Consider the following 15,509-nt stretch of genomic DNA (forward strand, 5'->3'; position numbering starts at 1 on the left):
CTAGCTCTCTTGAGCCAGCTCCAGAAAGGCCCCCATGCGGCGAAACTTCTGGTAGCGCTCCTCCCGCAGCTCCCGCCCGCTCAGAGCAGATAGCTCCTTGAGATGCCGCAGGAGAGCTTCTTTCAGCGTCTGGGCAGCTTCCAGGGGGGCGCGGTGGGTGCCGCCAACCGGCTCCGGCAAGATCTCGTCAATGACCTCTAGCTGCAGCAGGTCTTGGGCGGTAATGCGCAGGGCTGCCGCTGCTTGCGGCGCTTTCTTGGCATCTTTCCAAAGGATGGCCGCACAGCCTTCCGGCGAGATCACCGAATAGACGGCGTGCTCAAACATCAAGATGCGATCCCCAATGCCAATGGCCAAAGCCCCCCCGGATCCCCCTTCGCCGATGACGGTGCAGATGATGGGGATCTCCAGCCGAAACAGGGTCTGCAGGTTGGTGGCGATCGCTTCCCCCTGGCCCTCGGCTTCTGCCTTAACCCCTGGGTAGGCCCCCGGCGTGTCGATAAAGGTCAATAGGGGCAGGCCGAAGCGGTGGGCATGTTCCATCAGCCGCAGGGCTTTGCGGTAGCCGGCGGGGTTGGGCATGCCGAAGTTGCGGTGGATGTTGTCTTTGGTGTCGCGGCCTTTTTGGTGGCCGAGGATCATCACCGGCTGATCCCCCAGTTTGGCCAGGCCGCCGACGATGGCCGGATCGTCTTGGCCGTGGCGATCCCCGTGCAGCTCAAACCAGTCGTCGCAGATGGTCTGGACGTAGTCCAAGGTGGTGGGGCGGCGGGGATGGCGGGCCACCTGCAGCCGTTCTACGGGGGTGAGCTGGCTGAAGATCTCGCGGCGCAGCTCTTCGGCTTTGGCCTCTAGTTGGCGAATCTGCTCAGAGGCGTCGATGTCGTTTTCTTCGGCCAAGGCGCGAATTTCCTGGATGCGCTGTTCGAGGGCGGCAACAGGCTGCTCAAACTCCAGCAGCAGGCGATCGGTGGGCTTGGTCATACCGGTCGGCATTCGCGTTGGGATCTGGCGGCTGCGACAGCTTGCCCCAGCTTCTGGGGTGGCAGCCCGCTTAGGGCTGGAAGTTGATCTTCTCACATCCAGATTCTTTAAGCTAGAGAAGGCCCTTTTCTGGCTCTGCTTAAACCCGTGTCTTCCTCCTCCCACTCCTCCTCTGCCCCCCTTCCCCCCTGGCTGCGCTGGGGGCTAGTGGGATCCGTCGTCTTGGCTATCGGGGTGGGAGCCTTTTGGCACTACGGGCGGCCTGAGCGACAAATCCGCGTCCACACGGAGAGATTGCTGCGGGCGGTGGAGCAGCGCAACTGGGATCAGGTGGAGATGTTGGTATCTGAGGCCTATAGCGATGGTTGGGGCCTGAACAAGCAGCGGGCGCTGGCCTACAGCCGCGAGATCTTCGGCCAATTTTTTCGCTTGCGCCTCCAACCCCAAGCGCTGCAGGTGCAGCTCGACCTAGGGGATCCCAGTCGCCAAGGACGGGCCACCCTCTGGTTTGTTATCGAGGGCTCCGGCGGCCCCTTGGCCAACCTGACGCGAGATCAGGTGAATGCGCTGGAGCAACCCTTCCAATTGAATTGGCAGCGACGGGGTGGGGAGCCCTTTCGCTGGGAGCTAACCCGCGTGGAGAATCCAGAGCTGCAACTGCCCCTTCTCGCTTCTCAAGAACAGGCAGGCCAGAGATGAGGGTCGAACACCAACAGGGGGAGCTGACCTTCAACTGGCGGGATCCACTGCACAATACCCCTTTGGCGGGCCTGAGCTGCATAGCGGCTGGGGAGAGGCTGCAACTGGGAGGATGTCAGGCGGCGCAGGAGGGGCTGAGTGGGAATGGGCAGAGCCCCTGTTTCTGGGTTGTCGATCTGGTCGGACAATCCGTCCTCAGAACTGCCTGGCTGCAACAGAATAACCCCTTCCGGTTGAAAAGGGATCCCTCGGCCCAGCAACAAACGACCGGTATCCAAAAGCTGGGGGCCGCCCTCCTGAGCAAGCTGAAACTCTGCCCAGCTAAAAACTCGCCGCGCCCGATCAACAGGGAGGCCGAAGCAGTAGGAGCCCAGTTGGAAAGTAATCAAGGTCTGCCGGTTTCTCAGTTGTTCTTGCCGAGCCAGACGACGCAGGCGCAGAGGGGAAAGCAGGGGCATGGACTACCTCGCCATCAAAACGCCGGTGGAAGGTGCCGAAGAGGCTGGTTGCAGCAGTTGCCGCAGCTTTTGGATCAGCTCCTGTTCCTGGAAGGGCTTGGAGAGGTAGGCGCTGGCTCCCAGCCGCTGGGCCAGTTGGCGGTGTTTCTCGCCACTGCGGGAGGTGAGCATGACCACGGGAAGCTGGTCATACAGGGGGTGGGCACGAATCTGGGCCAGCAAGCCAAAGCCATCCAGCCGCGGCATTTCAATGTCGGTAATCACCGCTCGGATGGGAATTCCTCTCTGCAAGTGCTCGAGGGCCTCTTGTCCGTCGCGAGCCTGTTCAACCCGGAACCCTGCTCTTTCTAGGGTCATGGCCAAGAAGCGGCGCACGTTGACCGAATCTTCCACCACCAGCAGGGTGGGCTGGGCGGCAAACCTGGGCTGGGGAAGGGGATCCCTTGCCGACTGACAGGGCTGATCCCGCTGGGCGAGCAGCCAGCTCAAGAGGGCAGGCGGATCCACGAAAAGAGCGATTCGCCCATCGGCCAAAACCGTACAGCCGGAGAATCCCGACGGCAGAGGCAGACCTCCCTCCACCGGGCGCAGAGTTACCTCTTGCTCCCGCCAAAAGCGATCCACCAACAGGCCATAGGGCCGGTTGTCTTCTACCACCAGCAGCACCACAGGTCGGTCGAGAAGGGGGGTCTCGTCAATTTCCCGGCGAGGCTGCCAGCGCGCGAAGCGAAACCAGTGACCCACAGGAATTAAAGGGATCTGCTCCCCTTCCCAGAGAAAGGAATCGGCAGGCAACTGCGGGGGGATAAGCAATTCTTCCACTGCGTTGGCCGGAAAAGCCAACATCAACCCCTGGCATTCTGTCAGCAGCACGCGGGTGACGCTCAAAGAAACGGGCAGAGTGAGGGTAAACAGCGTGCCCCGTCCCGGCCAAGATTCCACCTGCACCTGGCCGCCAATTCGTTGCAGGTTGGTGCGTACCACGTCTAGACCCACTCCCCGTCCAGATAGCTCGCTGACTCGCTCGGCGGTGCTGAAGCCCGGCTGGAAGATCAACTCCAGCAGCTCCTGGGAGCTGGCCTCAGCCAGGTCGGCAGCGGAAAACCCTATCTGCAAGGCGCGGGCCCGGATTTTATCCAGACAGATCCCTGCCCCATCGTCTCGCACCGTGATCAGAGTGCGGTTGCCCCGTTGGCTGGCGGCAATTTCGATGAGGCCCTTGGCCGGCTTGCCCTGGGCCAGGCGGGTGTCTGGAGCCTCGATGCCGTGGTCAAAGGCGTTGCGCACCAAGTGCAACAAGGGATCCGCCAAGGCCTCCAAAATCGAGCGCTCGATTAGGGTGGATCCCCCCAAGACCCGCAGCTCCACGGGCTTGCCATGGGCTAAGCTCAGCTCCCGCAGCGCTCTGGGGAAGCGATCCGTCAAATCCGATAGAGGCTGCATGCGCACCTGGTCGAGACGGGTTTGCATTTGCCTGGAGAGGCGGCTGAGCTGGCGGGCGCTGCCTTCGGTCTCCTGCAGGGTGGTGTCGATATCGTGGGTTACCTCATCAATTTGCACAACGGTTTCCATCACCTCTTGGGTCAGCAGGTGCATCTCTCCATAGCGATCCATCTCCAAGAGGTCAAAGGTATCGGCCAAGGTCAGGCCGGGATCCCCTTCTTTTTTCAAGAGCACAGAAGCAGGCACGGTGGCAGCGACGCGGTCGTAGCTGCTGCGCAGGCGGCTGTTGGTTTCTTCTAGAGTGCGAACCCGCCGTTTGAACAAGCTGACCAGCTCCCGCAGCCGTTGCAGGCGACTGTTTAAGCGGTTGCGCTCCCCTATGAGCTCTCCCAACAGCTCCCCCAACTGTTCCAGAGGGCGAGCCGGCACCCGTAGCATCTCGGCAGCGCTTTTGGCCCCGGCTGGAATCGAATCCGGCAGCTCGGTGGCTCCTGCCATTGCAGGGGGAGGGGCTTCTGGCGGGGGGGAAACTGGAGGCTCTGCCGGATCCCAGGAGCTGGGGAGAAGAGCGACCTGACCGACCAGCACCAGGGCCTGCGAGCGTCGCCAAGCTTGTAAAGCCGCCTGAGCAACGGGCAACACCTGCTCCTTGGCATTTGGCGGCAGCGTCTCCAGAGCTTGGACTACTGAGCCGCACAGGGTGGCAAAGGCAGGCAGATCCAACATTTCCCCCAACGCCCCCAGCTCTTGGGCAGCAATGAGAAACTCCTCCCGCAAACAGGGCTGCTCGGGGTGGGCCAGCACACCTTCCAACCGCTGCAGACAGGCCTCCACCTCGGTTGCAAACAGCAGCACCCGCATATCGCCCCCGGCCTCTGCTGCCAGGACTTGGACGTTGTCCTCAGGCTGCAACTCTCCCAACTGCTCTCGCAATTGATCGAAAAGAGGCTGCACCCGCTCTGCCAGCCAAGATTCGTCCAAAAGCCGCTGCTGGCGGTGCTGCTGGGCTATTTGGCGCATGCAATCCAACGCCGCCAAGAGGTTGCGCTCCACTGCGGGGTCGGCTTTTTGGGGATCCACCTGCAAGATCTTGAAACCATCTTCCAGGCGATGGGCCAAGTCGCTAAGCACCGGAAAGCCCATCATGGCCGCCCCGCCCTTGATGGAATGAGCAGCCCGCAGCAAGCGATCCAAACGGGGGCGATCCAAACTCTGGGATCCCAGGCCCAACACCCCTGCCTCCAGGGTGTCGAGGTAAGCCTGGGCTTCGTCCAAAAACTGCAGCCTAACCTGCCACTCGCGTGGGTCGAGGGAAGTGGGATTCGGCCCTATGCTAAACCGCCTCCCCCACCTTGAAGGTGGACACAGAAGTCTGCAACTGACGGGCAACCGCCACCGTAGCCTGGAGAGAGTTGGCCACCTGCTGCGAGGCTGCCGCCGTCTGGGCGGCAATGTTGGCGATTTGCTGCATCAACTGGCGCACCGTTTGAGATGCATCTGCCTGGGCATCGGTGGAGCGGGCAATGGCCTGAAAGAGCTGGTTCACCTGCCGCGAGACTTCCACAATTTGTCCCAGGCTCTGCTTGGCTGCTTCCACCAAGCGGGTTCCCTCCACCACCTGGCCGGTGCTGGTTTCCATCGCCTGTACCACCTCGCCGGTTTCCCGTTGGATCCCTTCCACAATGCGCTCGATCTCGCGGGTGGCTTCTGCCGACTGGGCCGCCAGTGCCCCGACTTCCTCGGCGACCACCGCAAAACCTCGCCCTTCTTCGCCGGCACGGGCTGCCTCGATACTGGCGTTCACCGCCAAGAGGTTGGTTTTCAGCGCAATCTGGTTGATCAAGGACACCACCTTGGAAATCTGCTGGGAAGATTCCCCCAGCCGCTTCACCTTCTTGGCCGTTTCGGCCACCGTTTCCCGCAGTTGCAGGATGTTTTGCACTGTGCGATCCATAGTCAAGCTGCTGTTGATGGCCGTGGCGGCGGCAGATTCGGCAACGGTGGCGGCCTGTTGGGCTTTATCGGCTACCTCCTCGATTGAGAGCGTCATTTGCTCGACAGAGCGCAAGGTCTCTTCGATTTGGGTGGCCTGTCGGAGAGCGGCTTCGGCCAACTCGCGAATGGCTGCCTCGTCACGACCAATCGATTGGTTGACTTGACCGGCGGCCTGCTGCACTTGAATCACGATGTCGCGCAAGCTCTCGATAATGACGTTGAAAAAGTCCGCCATGATGCCAACTTGTCGGGCTGTTAGCTGCGCCCGCACCGTGAGATCCCCCCGCGAGGCTTCTGTGACCTCGCTGATAAGCTGCAGCAGCTCTCTTTGCAGCGCTTCCGACCGCTCCCGTTCCTGGGCGGCCACGGCTTTTTGCTCCAGCGCCCCCAGGTTACCCAAAGCTTGACCCAGGCGGTTGGCCAGCTCTGCCAAGGTTTTCTGTTCTTCGTCAGCTAGAAATCGCAGGAGCCCCGCACTGTACCCGTAGGGTCAGTGCCGGGAGGAATGCGCTTTGATGAAGTACAATGAACTTATGAGCCAAGTCCTGACCGTCTCCTGTAAGCTCAAGGTAGCCCAGTCGCAAGCCGCCAAATTGGACGCGACGATGGAGGCTTTTGGCCAAGCCTTGAACTGGGTCAACCAGAACACGCCGGAGAAGATCGTCAACGCGGTCAAACTGCAATCCCTTTGCTACTACGAGATTCGCGCCCGATTCGGCTTGTCCAGCAACTTGGCCCAGCAGGTGTGCAGACGGGTGGCAGGCGCTCGCAAAGTGGCGAGACAGCGCAACCGTCCGGTTAAAGAGTTCAAGCGTGGGTTCGTTACCTACGACGCACGTATCTTTTCATTCCGCGAGAAAGACTGGACGGTGTCGCTGACCACGGTGGAAGGGAGAGAACGCTTTGAGCTAGCCATTGGTAACTACCAGAGGGGAATGCTGGCTGGCTCTAACCCCAAATCGGCCACCCTAGTCCAGCGGAAGGATGGCTCCTACTACATCCAGATTTGCGTAGAGAAAAAACCACCCAAGCAACAAGATACCGACAAGGTGATCGGGGTGGACTTGGGGAGGACAGATATTGCCCATACGTCAGAGGGGGACAACTGGAATGGACAGCAGTTGAACAGAGTCCGAGACCACTACTCCCGGTTGAGGGCGGTACTCCAACGCAAAGCCAGTAAGGGCACACGCAGTTCGCGGCGCAGATGCAGAGAACTGTTGCAACGGCTGTCTGGCAAGGAGAGACGCTTTCAAGTGTGGGTCAATCATCGCATCTCCAAAGCCATTGTCTCTAGGGCAAAAGCTACCAACAGCGCTATTGCTCTGGAAGACCTGACAGGGATCCGGGAAAGGGTCAATCAACAGCCACGCAGCAAAGCCGAGCGGCGTAGGACCAACAGTTGGGCGTTCTACCAACTACGTCAGTTTCTGGAGTACAAGGCGAGGGTTGCAGGGGTTTCTCTGATTCTTGTGCCGCCTGCTTACACGTCGCAGACCTGTCACAAGTGTTTACACATCCATCCCGATCCTGCGCAATCCTACCGCAATGGCAAGTCGTTTAAGTGTGGGCACTGTGGATGGGAAGGAGATGCGGACTTGAATGGTGCAAACGTAATTGCGCTCTTGGGGGCTGTCGTAAACCAGCCTAGAGGTCCGGGCTTGTTTTGTTCTCTGGTAGAGCAGAACAGGCTCAGGGCTACTGAAAGCCCGCTCCGTACCGCTTAGCGGTCGGAGCCGGGTAGTTTACACCAGCTCTGGCTTTGGGCGCGGCCTATTGCCAAAAAACCGTAAAGCTCATCGCCACGCACCACCGGCGCTATCATCTCGGCTTTCAGTTGGGCTGTGGCCAGCCTCTGCAGGTAGTCGGCGCCCAGATCTGGCCTAGGCACCGGGCCAAAAGCGTAAACTTGCCCGCCGTGGAGAGCCTGCTGGATCGGAGCCGGGATCCTGCGGAGGAGGGTGCCCAAGGTGTCGGGCAGGCGGCTGTCGTGAGATTCAGCGATAACCTGCGCCTCTTCGGGAGCGGTCAAGCGATAGAAGGCCACTCGTTCGGCATCGAAGCGCTGGCGCATCTCGCCCAACAAGTCAGTTAGGGGATCGATCAGCTCTTGCTCTTGGCGAATCCGGGCAATATCGGCAAACCGCTGGGCCAGTCGGGTGTCGGAAACTTGTCGCTCGTAGGTGGCGTTGCGTTCCCGCACAAAGTTGCGCACCAGGATCAAAATGATCCCCCAGCTCAGCAGCAGAATCGGGAAGCTGATGCCGGAAAAGATCAAAGCCTGCAGCAGATCTTGCTCGTAAAGCTGGACGCTGGCCTGAATGTTGCTGCGAATGGCCTCCAGGGTTTGGTTGATCCCTTCGGCGTAGATGCGCTTTTGCTCTTCGTACTCAGGGCTGTGCAGCAAGTTGAAAGCCCGTTCCTGCTCGCCGGCCCGAATCAGATCAAAAGCCTGCACTTCCCACTCCACCAGCTTGATGTTGGCTGCTGTGGTTTTGGCTGCATAGGCTTCGTAAGAGGCGGGATCCAATTGCTGAATCTCCGCCAGCACCTCATCCAACTGAGGGACATGGATGTTGTAGCGCTCTTCCCAGGACAGATCCCCGCTGGCAGCGGCCATGCGGGCAGACATGGTCAAGACTTCATCCAAATAGATCACCTGAATAGATCACCTGATCGCTCAGGTTTTGCAGGGTGAACTGCCGCGAGATCGCCGGCTCGAACTCGAAATAGGTGCGGGCTACGCTGCCGGCAGAGACGGCAAACAGCAGGGAGCTGATGCCCAGAGGAAAACTGATTGCCAGGGCCAGGCGGGATCCCGCGACTTTGCGTTGGGGCCGGGAAGATGGAGCAGGCCTGAGAAAGAGGGGACGGAAGGAAACCATAGAATTTTGCCTTTAAGTGAGGGTAAGTCAGGGAAAAGGTCGCCAAGATCAAGATCAAGGGTTTGCCGAGGAATCAACTGAGTTGAGCTTTTGGACAATGGCAAGAGGGTCGAGCACCCAGAGAGGCTCATCCCCTTCCAACACCAGCCCTTTGCAAGAGTCGTAGAAGTTCTCCAGTCGAAAGTTGTTTTGTGCTGCCTGGGCTTTTGTTAAGGGTTGGATCTCCTCGGCGGGCACTCGAGCTACTCCTTTCACGTGTTGGGTTGCCAGGCCCAAGCCTGTTCGCACTGGCGATGCAGAGCCCCCAAATTCTGGGCGCATCACCACCAAGTGGTGTTCGGGCTGCCCAAAGTCCAAGGGCTCTAGGCCGAGAAATTGCGGCAGATCCAGTCCCCAGAGAATGCGATTGCGATAGTTGAACAAGCCCAGCACCCATGCGGGCTGGTTGGGGAGAAGGGTAAAGTGGTGCGGGCCAACAATTAGAGCTTCCTGGGCAAATGCCATGGGCAAAAGGGCCCGACAGTCTACCCCCAACTGTAGATGTAAGTACAGCTCGCCGGTACGGGTAGAAGTAGGGCTGTGTGGGGAGAAAGCTACCGCCATTGCCGTTCTCGCTCTGCCAATTCTAAGACATCTCCTAAGAACAATTCGTGATAATCACAGGGATCCTAACTGGAGGCGCAGCTCAGCAAGGACAGGAGTGGCAAAAATCATGAGCTCGCGCTGAGCACTACTGATTTCACGGCCCGCAAAATGTCTTCGCGGGTAAAAGGCTTGGTCAGATAAAGATCGATCCCTTGCTTCATGCCCCAGAGTTTGTCCAGCTCTTGATTTTTAGAAGTACAGGCCACAACGGGCAACTTTTGGGTTTCCGGGTTTTTCTTGATTTGGCGGCACAATTCCAGCCCGCTCATGCCTTCCATGACCAAGTCCGTCAGCACCACATCGGGTTTGTCGTTGCGGATCTGCTGCAATGCCTCTTGGGCGTTGGCCACCGCTACCACCTGATAGCCTTCTGAGCGGAGGTAATCGCTGATGAGCTGTCGCTCCGAGGCCACATCTTCCACCACAAGAACTTTCACCATGATCGACATCTCCTTACCTCTTTTTCGACGAACCTTTAGAGGGATCCCTAGCTGAGATAGCGAAACACCATCTGCAGCAATTCTTCCTGCCGAAAGGGCTTGGTCAGGTAATCGGTGGCACCGGCCAGGCGCGCCTTCACCCGATCGATCAGACCTTTGTGGCCTGTGACCATCACCACCGGCACATCCTTTAACACGGAGGATTTGCGGATGAGGCTGCACAATTGGTAGCCATCCACGTTGGGCATACCCACGTCCAGCAGGATCAAATCTGGCTTGAGGGTGGTCAGCTTCATCAGGGCTTTCAAAGAGTCGCTGATGGCGTGAATGACCAGGTTGTGCCCTTCCAACAACCGCTGCAACTCGCTGAGCATGGCTTCGCTGTCGTCAATACAGGCCACAATCCAGGTTTTCGAGGCCTGGGGAGATGGGCCTAGATCTGCAAGCTCGTTGGCCAGGTGAAGAGGGACGGTGGGAGTTTCTGAGGGCTGTGATTCTGTCTCAAGCTTGGCCGAGTAGGTTTTGGGCAGCCGATCAAAGGGGGGTTGGGGATCCCGCAGGACAAGGATACCGGCTTTGACCAGAGGATGTAGGCGGCGAGCGATCTGGAGGTCGTCTTGATCGAGAAGGGCGCTCAACTGGCGGAAGCTAAACCCCTTCAGTAACCGGCCTAGCCGTTCCTGTTGCTCGGCGGGAAGGCGTTCTGCCTGGGCCCGGCTGGCAAAGTAGGGCCGTTGGTAGGGGGAGGTGATCTCAGGCCCCAAAGATTGCCATGCCCGTAGCCGCTTTTGGATCAGGTCGAGCAGGGATCCCCCATCCCACTGGCCCAGGGTGGGCACGTTGTCCAGTGGGATGATCTCCTGCTGAAAGCCCCCTGGAACCAGCAACAGATTTTGCAGCACCTCCTCGCCGATCCAAGCATTCAACCTGCGCGCAGCTTCCCAAGGCAGCAGTTGCTCCGTTACCATCCAACTCAGCCCCAGAAGGTCTGCAGGTAGAGGCCCAGTCTCCTGAGCCAATAGCGCCTCCACCTGCCGATGGATACGTAGGCAATTTTGGCGAGTCAGAGAAAAGACTTGATGGCTGAGCCGACGCAGGTGGCGATCCAAGCGCTCCAAGGGCTCCAAGCTGTGGTGAGCAAACCCCAGGCGACCTTGGTGAAACACCAATGACCAAGTGCCCAGCCCCTCCCCTTTGTCCAAGGCACTGAAATACCGAACAACTCCTGTGAAGCTGACCTCTGCGTTCAGCAGATGGGCCGAGACTTCTGTACAGACGGGGGGACAGTTCATGGGTCGAGAGGACGTGCTCGGACAATTTCCTGCGCTGAGGTTGATGACACGACTGAAGTCTTAGCTACCCCACAAGCCGGTGAAAAAATGCTTTCCAGAATACAGTTCAAGCCCAGCCCTGACCCAGACGAGATCTTTAGATGAGCCAAGCCCAACAAGACGGCCAAGGCTGCACGAACTCAAAGGCAGTTTCAGCGTTCAATTCGTATTCAGAAAAACTCTCCTCCTGGGGAGATCGATGACTATTGCTCATCAGCCAATCTCTAAAGGTGAAGGCTAGCCCTCAGATTGTCTGCTGGCTTTCTTACTCGGGAACTTCCCACGGAAAGCCTGCAAGACAAGATAAAGGTAACCCCGATAAACCTCTTCCGTAAAAATACGGAATTTAGGTCTTCTCCAATTTCCAAAGCTGCTCCAGGTGGGCTTGGCAGCGGCGCAGGAGCTGGCGACTTTCTTCAAAGCTGATCTGCTCCAACGCCTCGGGGTAGGAGCACCAGCGGTAGGCGGCCACCTCTTCTGGCTGCACCTGCAGCTCAGGGGGAGGAAACTGGGGTGGCAGCAGAGCCACGTAGTAGGTGACGGTCTTGGCCACCGCGTTTCCCTCGGGATCTATAAAAGTGTAGGCCTCTTGCAGCGTCAAAGGGCCAGGCTGGCCGGGCAGGGTCAGGAGCTGGTAGTCGGTTAGGCCGGTTTCTTCCCGCAACTCCCGCTGGGCTGCCGCCAAGTCGCTTTCCCCCTCATCTTTGTGGCCTTTGGGAAAGGCCCAGTGCCCCTTCTGATGCTGGATGAGCAGGTAGAGATGGGATCCCTGGGCGGGCGGGAGGGGCAGGATCGGGATTACGCCGTAGGCGGCATCGGTCAGCATGGGGAGCTAGTCTCCAAAGAGTTTGATGGCGGGCGGCCTGGGATCGAAAACCCCGTTGGGATCCACCCGCGGGCGCTCCACCCCTTGCAGGGGATAGAGAGGGCGACCCGTGTCGAATTGAAAGAGGTAGATAGGCAACTGGCTGCTCCCCAAAGGCAAGAAGGCTAGGGTATCGATCTGGGTAAGGGCGTTGCGGCTGGCCGGTCGGGTGAGGTTAAAGGCGGCGATGCGGTCTTCCAAGGGGGTCTTGGCCTCGCTGCGTCGGCCTAGGCCAATGCTAAATTGCTGGTTTCCCTGCTCATCCACCCCCAAAACCTGCACATCTCCTAGCTCCACTGGGGGCGTGCTCTCCGGCAGGCCGGCCACCACCGGCGGCGCATCCACCGGCGGCTGCGAGGGCAAAAAGCGCAGCTGCACCCCCTCCGGCAGGATGCGGTAGTCCTGGTAGTCGTGCCGGATGGAAAGGGATCCCCTGAACAGGCGGCGGGTCAGGCCCTCCAGCGTCCAAAACCCGTAGGCCAAATTGATGCGGGTGCTCTCCGGCAGCCAGTAGCTAACCCCTGCCTGGGGATCCGGCACTGCCGCAAACCCTATCAGGGCATAGGCCTGTCCCCACACCCCCGACAAAAACAAGAGCACCTGCCGCGGCAGCCCCGACTCCGGATCCAGCCACAGCTCCCGCACCTGGCCCTCTTGGAGAGGCTCTAAACGCAGATGCTGGACAGGGAATCCCGCCAGAGTTACCCGTTCTGAGGAGAGGACGCGGTAGCGGCTGGGATCAGCCTCTAGATGAAAGCTCACCGAGGGCAGGAGCGCTTCGGGCCGGCTCACGTACACCGAATACAGCCTGAGTAAGTCCGATTGGTTCACCGCTTCCAGTTGCCGCGAATCCAACAGGCGGACGCGATCCCCTTCGGCTACCCAAGCCTGCCAACTGCCGTCGCGGCGGCGGAGCACATCCAGGGTGGCTGTAAAGGTCTGGGATCCCTCAACCCGCACCTGCTGGCGGTACTGCAAGTTGGGCAAAGGGGGCAGTTGCTTCAAAGCAGCGTTGTAGCGCTCCAGCCAAAGCTGGGGATCCTGGTCAGAGCCTCTCGAGGAAATGAGCTCCGCTTGGGCCAAAGCCAAATCTGCTGAGGGTAAGCCAACTAGCCCCGCAAGCAAAAGCACAACCCCGCCCAGATAGCCATAGAGGGATCCCTGCCGTCGCCACCTTCTTACAGATTGTCCGGGGGCCATCAGCTCACCTTGGCCTACTTGGCTGAATGGGGAGGCTCTCTCCTGTCTCCATGCCTACTCAATGGCAATAGACTGGGGGCCTTGCGTGGAGGCGGGCGGATCCTCTACCCTCAAGCCCTGGGACTCCAGCCAGCTCCGCAGCGGATCTTGCCTGATGTCCAAGCGCAGCAGGCCGCTTAGGAAGCCCCCGCAGAAGACAACAGGGTTGCTCAGAAAGGTCTTCCAGACCTCGTTGGGAGTAAACATAGTTGGCATCTCAAACCCTTCCCCATCCTAGCAGGGCCCACAGGGAAGAACCCCCTACCCTGCTAGACGGCAATCAATTTCTGGCGATCTATGTTTTGCAGGATACTGAAGATGTTATCGCCAAGGCGCTGGAACTCCTTGCCGCTTTTGTCGGCAAAATGGAGCACCCAGGGCAGCCTACAGGCTTGGAAGCCACTGGCAGGATGAAGTTGAGAGAGGTGATAGGTTTGTAAAGCCAGAACTTCCAAGGGAGTCTTGCCGTGCTCGTGGATCGCTCGCAGAGGTCTTGCACTGCCGAGGGAGTTCCCACCTTTTCTAATGGGCTGGCTTGTTATTAGAGTAAACGACTTTCGCGAGTAGTCGAAAACAACAGTGCCTATTTTGGCATCTTTGTACTTACCTTTTCCTTCTTCTATCCCCATTCTTCCTGTACCGCTTTTGCGTATGCCAACAATATCCACAGCAATCTTTTCTTTTTCTAGCTCCTCAATTGTTCTACTAAATTCGCCTCCTTGAACTAAACCATCCCTCATCAAGAGAACCTTGCTTGGATATCGGCTAAGCTTGTCATAAAACCTATCGACAAGTTTGGACACAGTTTGATAAATTGCGTCCCCGGAGAAGGTTTCTCCTCTCTGCACAGCAGGTAGCTCCCAACCTAAGCTCTGCCCATCAGCCAGAACAGCGAAAGCAGAGGCTCCGTAGTATAGCCGCCGATTGGTTCCCACATCGAAGCCGATGATCAGCTCAGGGCCTACAGGATCGTCGAGGGGTTCCAGGAGTACCGGCTGCCACGCTGCCTTGCACAGAAGCCCGAGGACGACGTTTAGAGCCTTGTATGGATCAGCCCCAGGGATCATAAACTGAGTCGCTATCCCTGCTTCAAGGGCCTCCATGCGGATCCTTTGCTTGCGCTCATTGGGTGACCAAGGCATAACGACCAAAACCGTTTTGATCCCTTGCTCAGCCCAGGTTTGCCAGAACCTTTTTCGGGCGAGATCGCCCTTAGGCAAGTCTTGCTGAGTGGCATAGAAGTCTACTTCAATTTCCGCGCCGCTTTTTTGGGCTACCTCAAGCAAGCAGTTGAGCACTTCGCTAGGGTACTCTCGCTTGTCGTCATAGAGGTTTAGACATGCAAACTTGGTCTCGCCTACCTTCGCACATCCCCGGTATCTAACCCGAGCAGGATTTTCAACTGGTCTGCGACCCGATCCCAATAGCTTTGGCTTGGGCAGGATGTAGCCTTGAGTCTTTAGCGGCTTAATTTCCTCAGGGGAAAGTTTGTAGACTTCCTTTATAATGGTCCTCGCAGTCTCTTCGGACTCTTCGAATCGTTCTTTCAAACTTTTTCTGATGCACTCGATAACAGCGGCGCTAACTTTTCCGCCAGGGCTTCTGTTGTCTTCTAGACTGGCTAGCATCTCCAAGGTTAAAGCAGGCGATAACCTTCGGGAGAGATGGGGATAACGTCTTTCCTTTGATGCTACTTCGACTACCCAAGAGCTCTCAACTTCTTCTACAAGTGCATTGTACTTCTGCAAATGATACTCCGCCAGACTGATGTTCTGCTCTGGTAACCGAATCTCCCGTGGGGATTGGTTAGAAAGAATACCCAGATATTTCCAAGTCAAACGTTTGCCGTTCGCATCAAAGTATGTATTTCGCACAATCTCGATTGGAACGTCCGGATAGCTTTCCAACCATTCATGCAAAGTCCACGGCGTGTAGAAGCGGTAATGAATATCGACTTCTAAGTAAAGCTTTCCGTCTGGTTCGACGGCAACATCTATCATTCTCCCTCTGTGGATTTCCCAGCCTTCTCCGGAAAGTTCTACCCCTTTCTGAGCAGTCACCCACCAGAGCAGGCCGCCTCCTATCCATTCGACTTCAGTTTTCTTGTACTGAGATTTAAGGCGCAACCCTATCCTCTTGCGCTCAAAGCTTTCGAGGGCGCTTCTTTCTTGAGCATTGGCACAGGTTAGAACCCTAAGCCCACGCTCTTCCAACTCCCACTCTGGTGTTTTGAGCTGGCTGGGCGAAACTCTTTCCTGCGTGATAATGCGACTTCCCAAACGAGCAGCTATTACATCTAGCCGATTGCAAACCCTAGCGATAGCTCTCTGCTCTTCTCCTAGCTCCGGGGGTGGGTTTGGCCTACAGTCGTACTCATAAAAGGTGAGGTCTTCCTGAGTTAGCTCCTTAACAAGAAAGCGATTGAGGATAACTGGAACTTCCTGCTGAAGCATTCTCATTGGCAACCTCTGAGTTCAAGCTTCTCTCTAGAATAAGCCCTAATTTTCCCGATCGCGCCTTGGGGA

General features: G+C 58.0%; 15 protein-coding genes. 2 read left to right on the forward strand and 13 right to left on the reverse strand.

The window, feature by feature from the left end; all coding sequences use genetic code 11:
- Positions 1–984: an acetyl-CoA carboxylase carboxyltransferase subunit alpha gene (locus CYA_RS10120; RefSeq protein WP_011430966.1), complete on the reverse strand. Its 984-nt coding sequence runs from the start codon at positions 982–984 to the stop codon at positions 1–3.
- Positions 985–1,131: 147 nt separating this feature from the next.
- Here CYA_RS10120 and CYA_RS10125 point away from each other — a divergent pair, with 147 nt between their 5' ends.
- On the forward strand, positions 1,132–1,683 hold the full coding sequence (locus CYA_RS10125) for a hypothetical protein (protein ID WP_041438491.1): 552 nt from the start codon (positions 1,132–1,134) through the stop codon (positions 1,681–1,683).
- Here the strand turns inward: CYA_RS10125 and CYA_RS10130 are convergent.
- The 3 genes from CYA_RS10130 to CYA_RS10140 are packed head-to-tail and all read right to left on the reverse strand — an operon-like array spanning position 1,659 to position 6,012.
- Positions 1,659–2,141 (reverse strand): hypothetical protein, encoded by a 483-nt coding sequence (locus CYA_RS10130; RefSeq protein ID WP_011430968.1) that lies wholly within the window; start codon positions 2,139–2,141, stop codon positions 1,659–1,661. The genes CYA_RS10125 and CYA_RS10130 overlap by 25 nt on opposite strands.
- Before the next feature lie 3 nt (positions 2,142–2,144).
- Positions 2,145–4,973, reverse strand: a complete 2,829-nt coding sequence (locus tag CYA_RS10135) for a hybrid sensor histidine kinase/response regulator (RefSeq protein ID WP_011430969.1) — start codon at positions 4,971–4,973, stop codon at positions 2,145–2,147.
- Positions 4,918–6,012 (reverse strand): methyl-accepting chemotaxis protein, encoded by a 1,095-nt coding sequence (locus CYA_RS10140; protein WP_049749775.1) that lies wholly within the window; start codon positions 6,010–6,012, stop codon positions 4,918–4,920. Before CYA_RS10140 ends, CYA_RS10135 begins: the two co-directional genes overlap by 56 nt.
- Positions 6,013–6,112: 100 nt before the next feature.
- Between CYA_RS10140 and CYA_RS10145 the strand changes: the two genes are divergently transcribed.
- Positions 6,113–7,306, forward strand: coding sequence for an RNA-guided endonuclease InsQ/TnpB family protein (locus CYA_RS10145; protein ID WP_011430971.1), 1,194 nt, complete (start codon positions 6,113–6,115; stop codon positions 7,304–7,306).
- Here CYA_RS10145 and CYA_RS13835 read toward each other — a convergent pair.
- The 9 genes from CYA_RS13835 to CYA_RS10185 form a co-directional block, all read right to left on the reverse strand.
- Positions 7,303–8,238: a GAF domain-containing protein gene (locus CYA_RS13835; protein WP_148203205.1), complete on the reverse strand. Its 936-nt coding sequence runs from the start codon at positions 8,236–8,238 to the stop codon at positions 7,303–7,305. The genes CYA_RS10145 and CYA_RS13835 overlap by 4 nt on opposite strands.
- Entirely contained in the window at positions 8,222–8,464 is a 243-nt protein-coding gene (locus CYA_RS13840) for a hypothetical protein (RefSeq protein ID WP_011430973.1), read from the reverse strand. Before CYA_RS13840 ends, CYA_RS13835 begins: the two co-directional genes overlap by 17 nt.
- A gap of 54 nt (positions 8,465–8,518) precedes the next feature.
- Positions 8,519–8,968 carry a chemotaxis protein CheW gene (locus tag CYA_RS10155; protein WP_240527341.1) on the reverse strand — a complete coding sequence of 150 codons (450 nt, stop codon included), beginning with the start codon at positions 8,966–8,968 and terminating at the stop codon, positions 8,519–8,521.
- 206 nt (positions 8,969–9,174) lie between these two features.
- A complete protein-coding gene (locus CYA_RS10160) occupies positions 9,175–9,549 on the reverse strand; it encodes a response regulator (protein WP_011430975.1) in 375 nt (124 codons plus the stop codon).
- 47 nt (positions 9,550–9,596) lie between these two features.
- Positions 9,597–10,841: a response regulator gene (locus CYA_RS10165; RefSeq protein WP_011430976.1), complete on the reverse strand. Its 1,245-nt coding sequence runs from the start codon at positions 10,839–10,841 to the stop codon at positions 9,597–9,599.
- 385 nt (positions 10,842–11,226) lie between these two features.
- Positions 11,227–11,706, reverse strand: coding sequence for a bis(5'-nucleosyl)-tetraphosphatase (locus CYA_RS10170; RefSeq protein ID WP_011430977.1), 480 nt, complete (start codon positions 11,704–11,706; stop codon positions 11,227–11,229).
- 6 nt (positions 11,707–11,712) lie between these two features.
- Positions 11,713–12,945: a hypothetical protein gene (locus tag CYA_RS10175; protein ID WP_011430978.1), complete on the reverse strand. Its 1,233-nt coding sequence runs from the start codon at positions 12,943–12,945 to the stop codon at positions 11,713–11,715.
- Positions 12,946–12,999: 54 nt separating this feature from the next.
- The gene (locus CYA_RS10180) at positions 13,000–13,191 is read right to left on the reverse strand and encodes a hypothetical protein (RefSeq protein WP_041438495.1); all 192 of its coding nucleotides are present in this window, start codon (positions 13,189–13,191) and stop codon (positions 13,000–13,002) included.
- A 62-nt stretch (positions 13,192–13,253) separates the two neighbouring features.
- Positions 13,254–15,443, reverse strand: coding sequence for an argonaute PAZ domain-containing protein (locus CYA_RS10185; protein ID WP_041438497.1), 2,190 nt, complete (start codon positions 15,441–15,443; stop codon positions 13,254–13,256).
- Between the last annotated feature and the right edge of the window lie 66 nt (positions 15,444–15,509).

It is taken from the genome of Synechococcus sp. JA-3-3Ab (genome assembly GCF_000013205.1).
Lineage (GTDB): Bacteria > Cyanobacteriota > Cyanobacteriia > Thermostichales > Thermostichaceae > Thermostichus.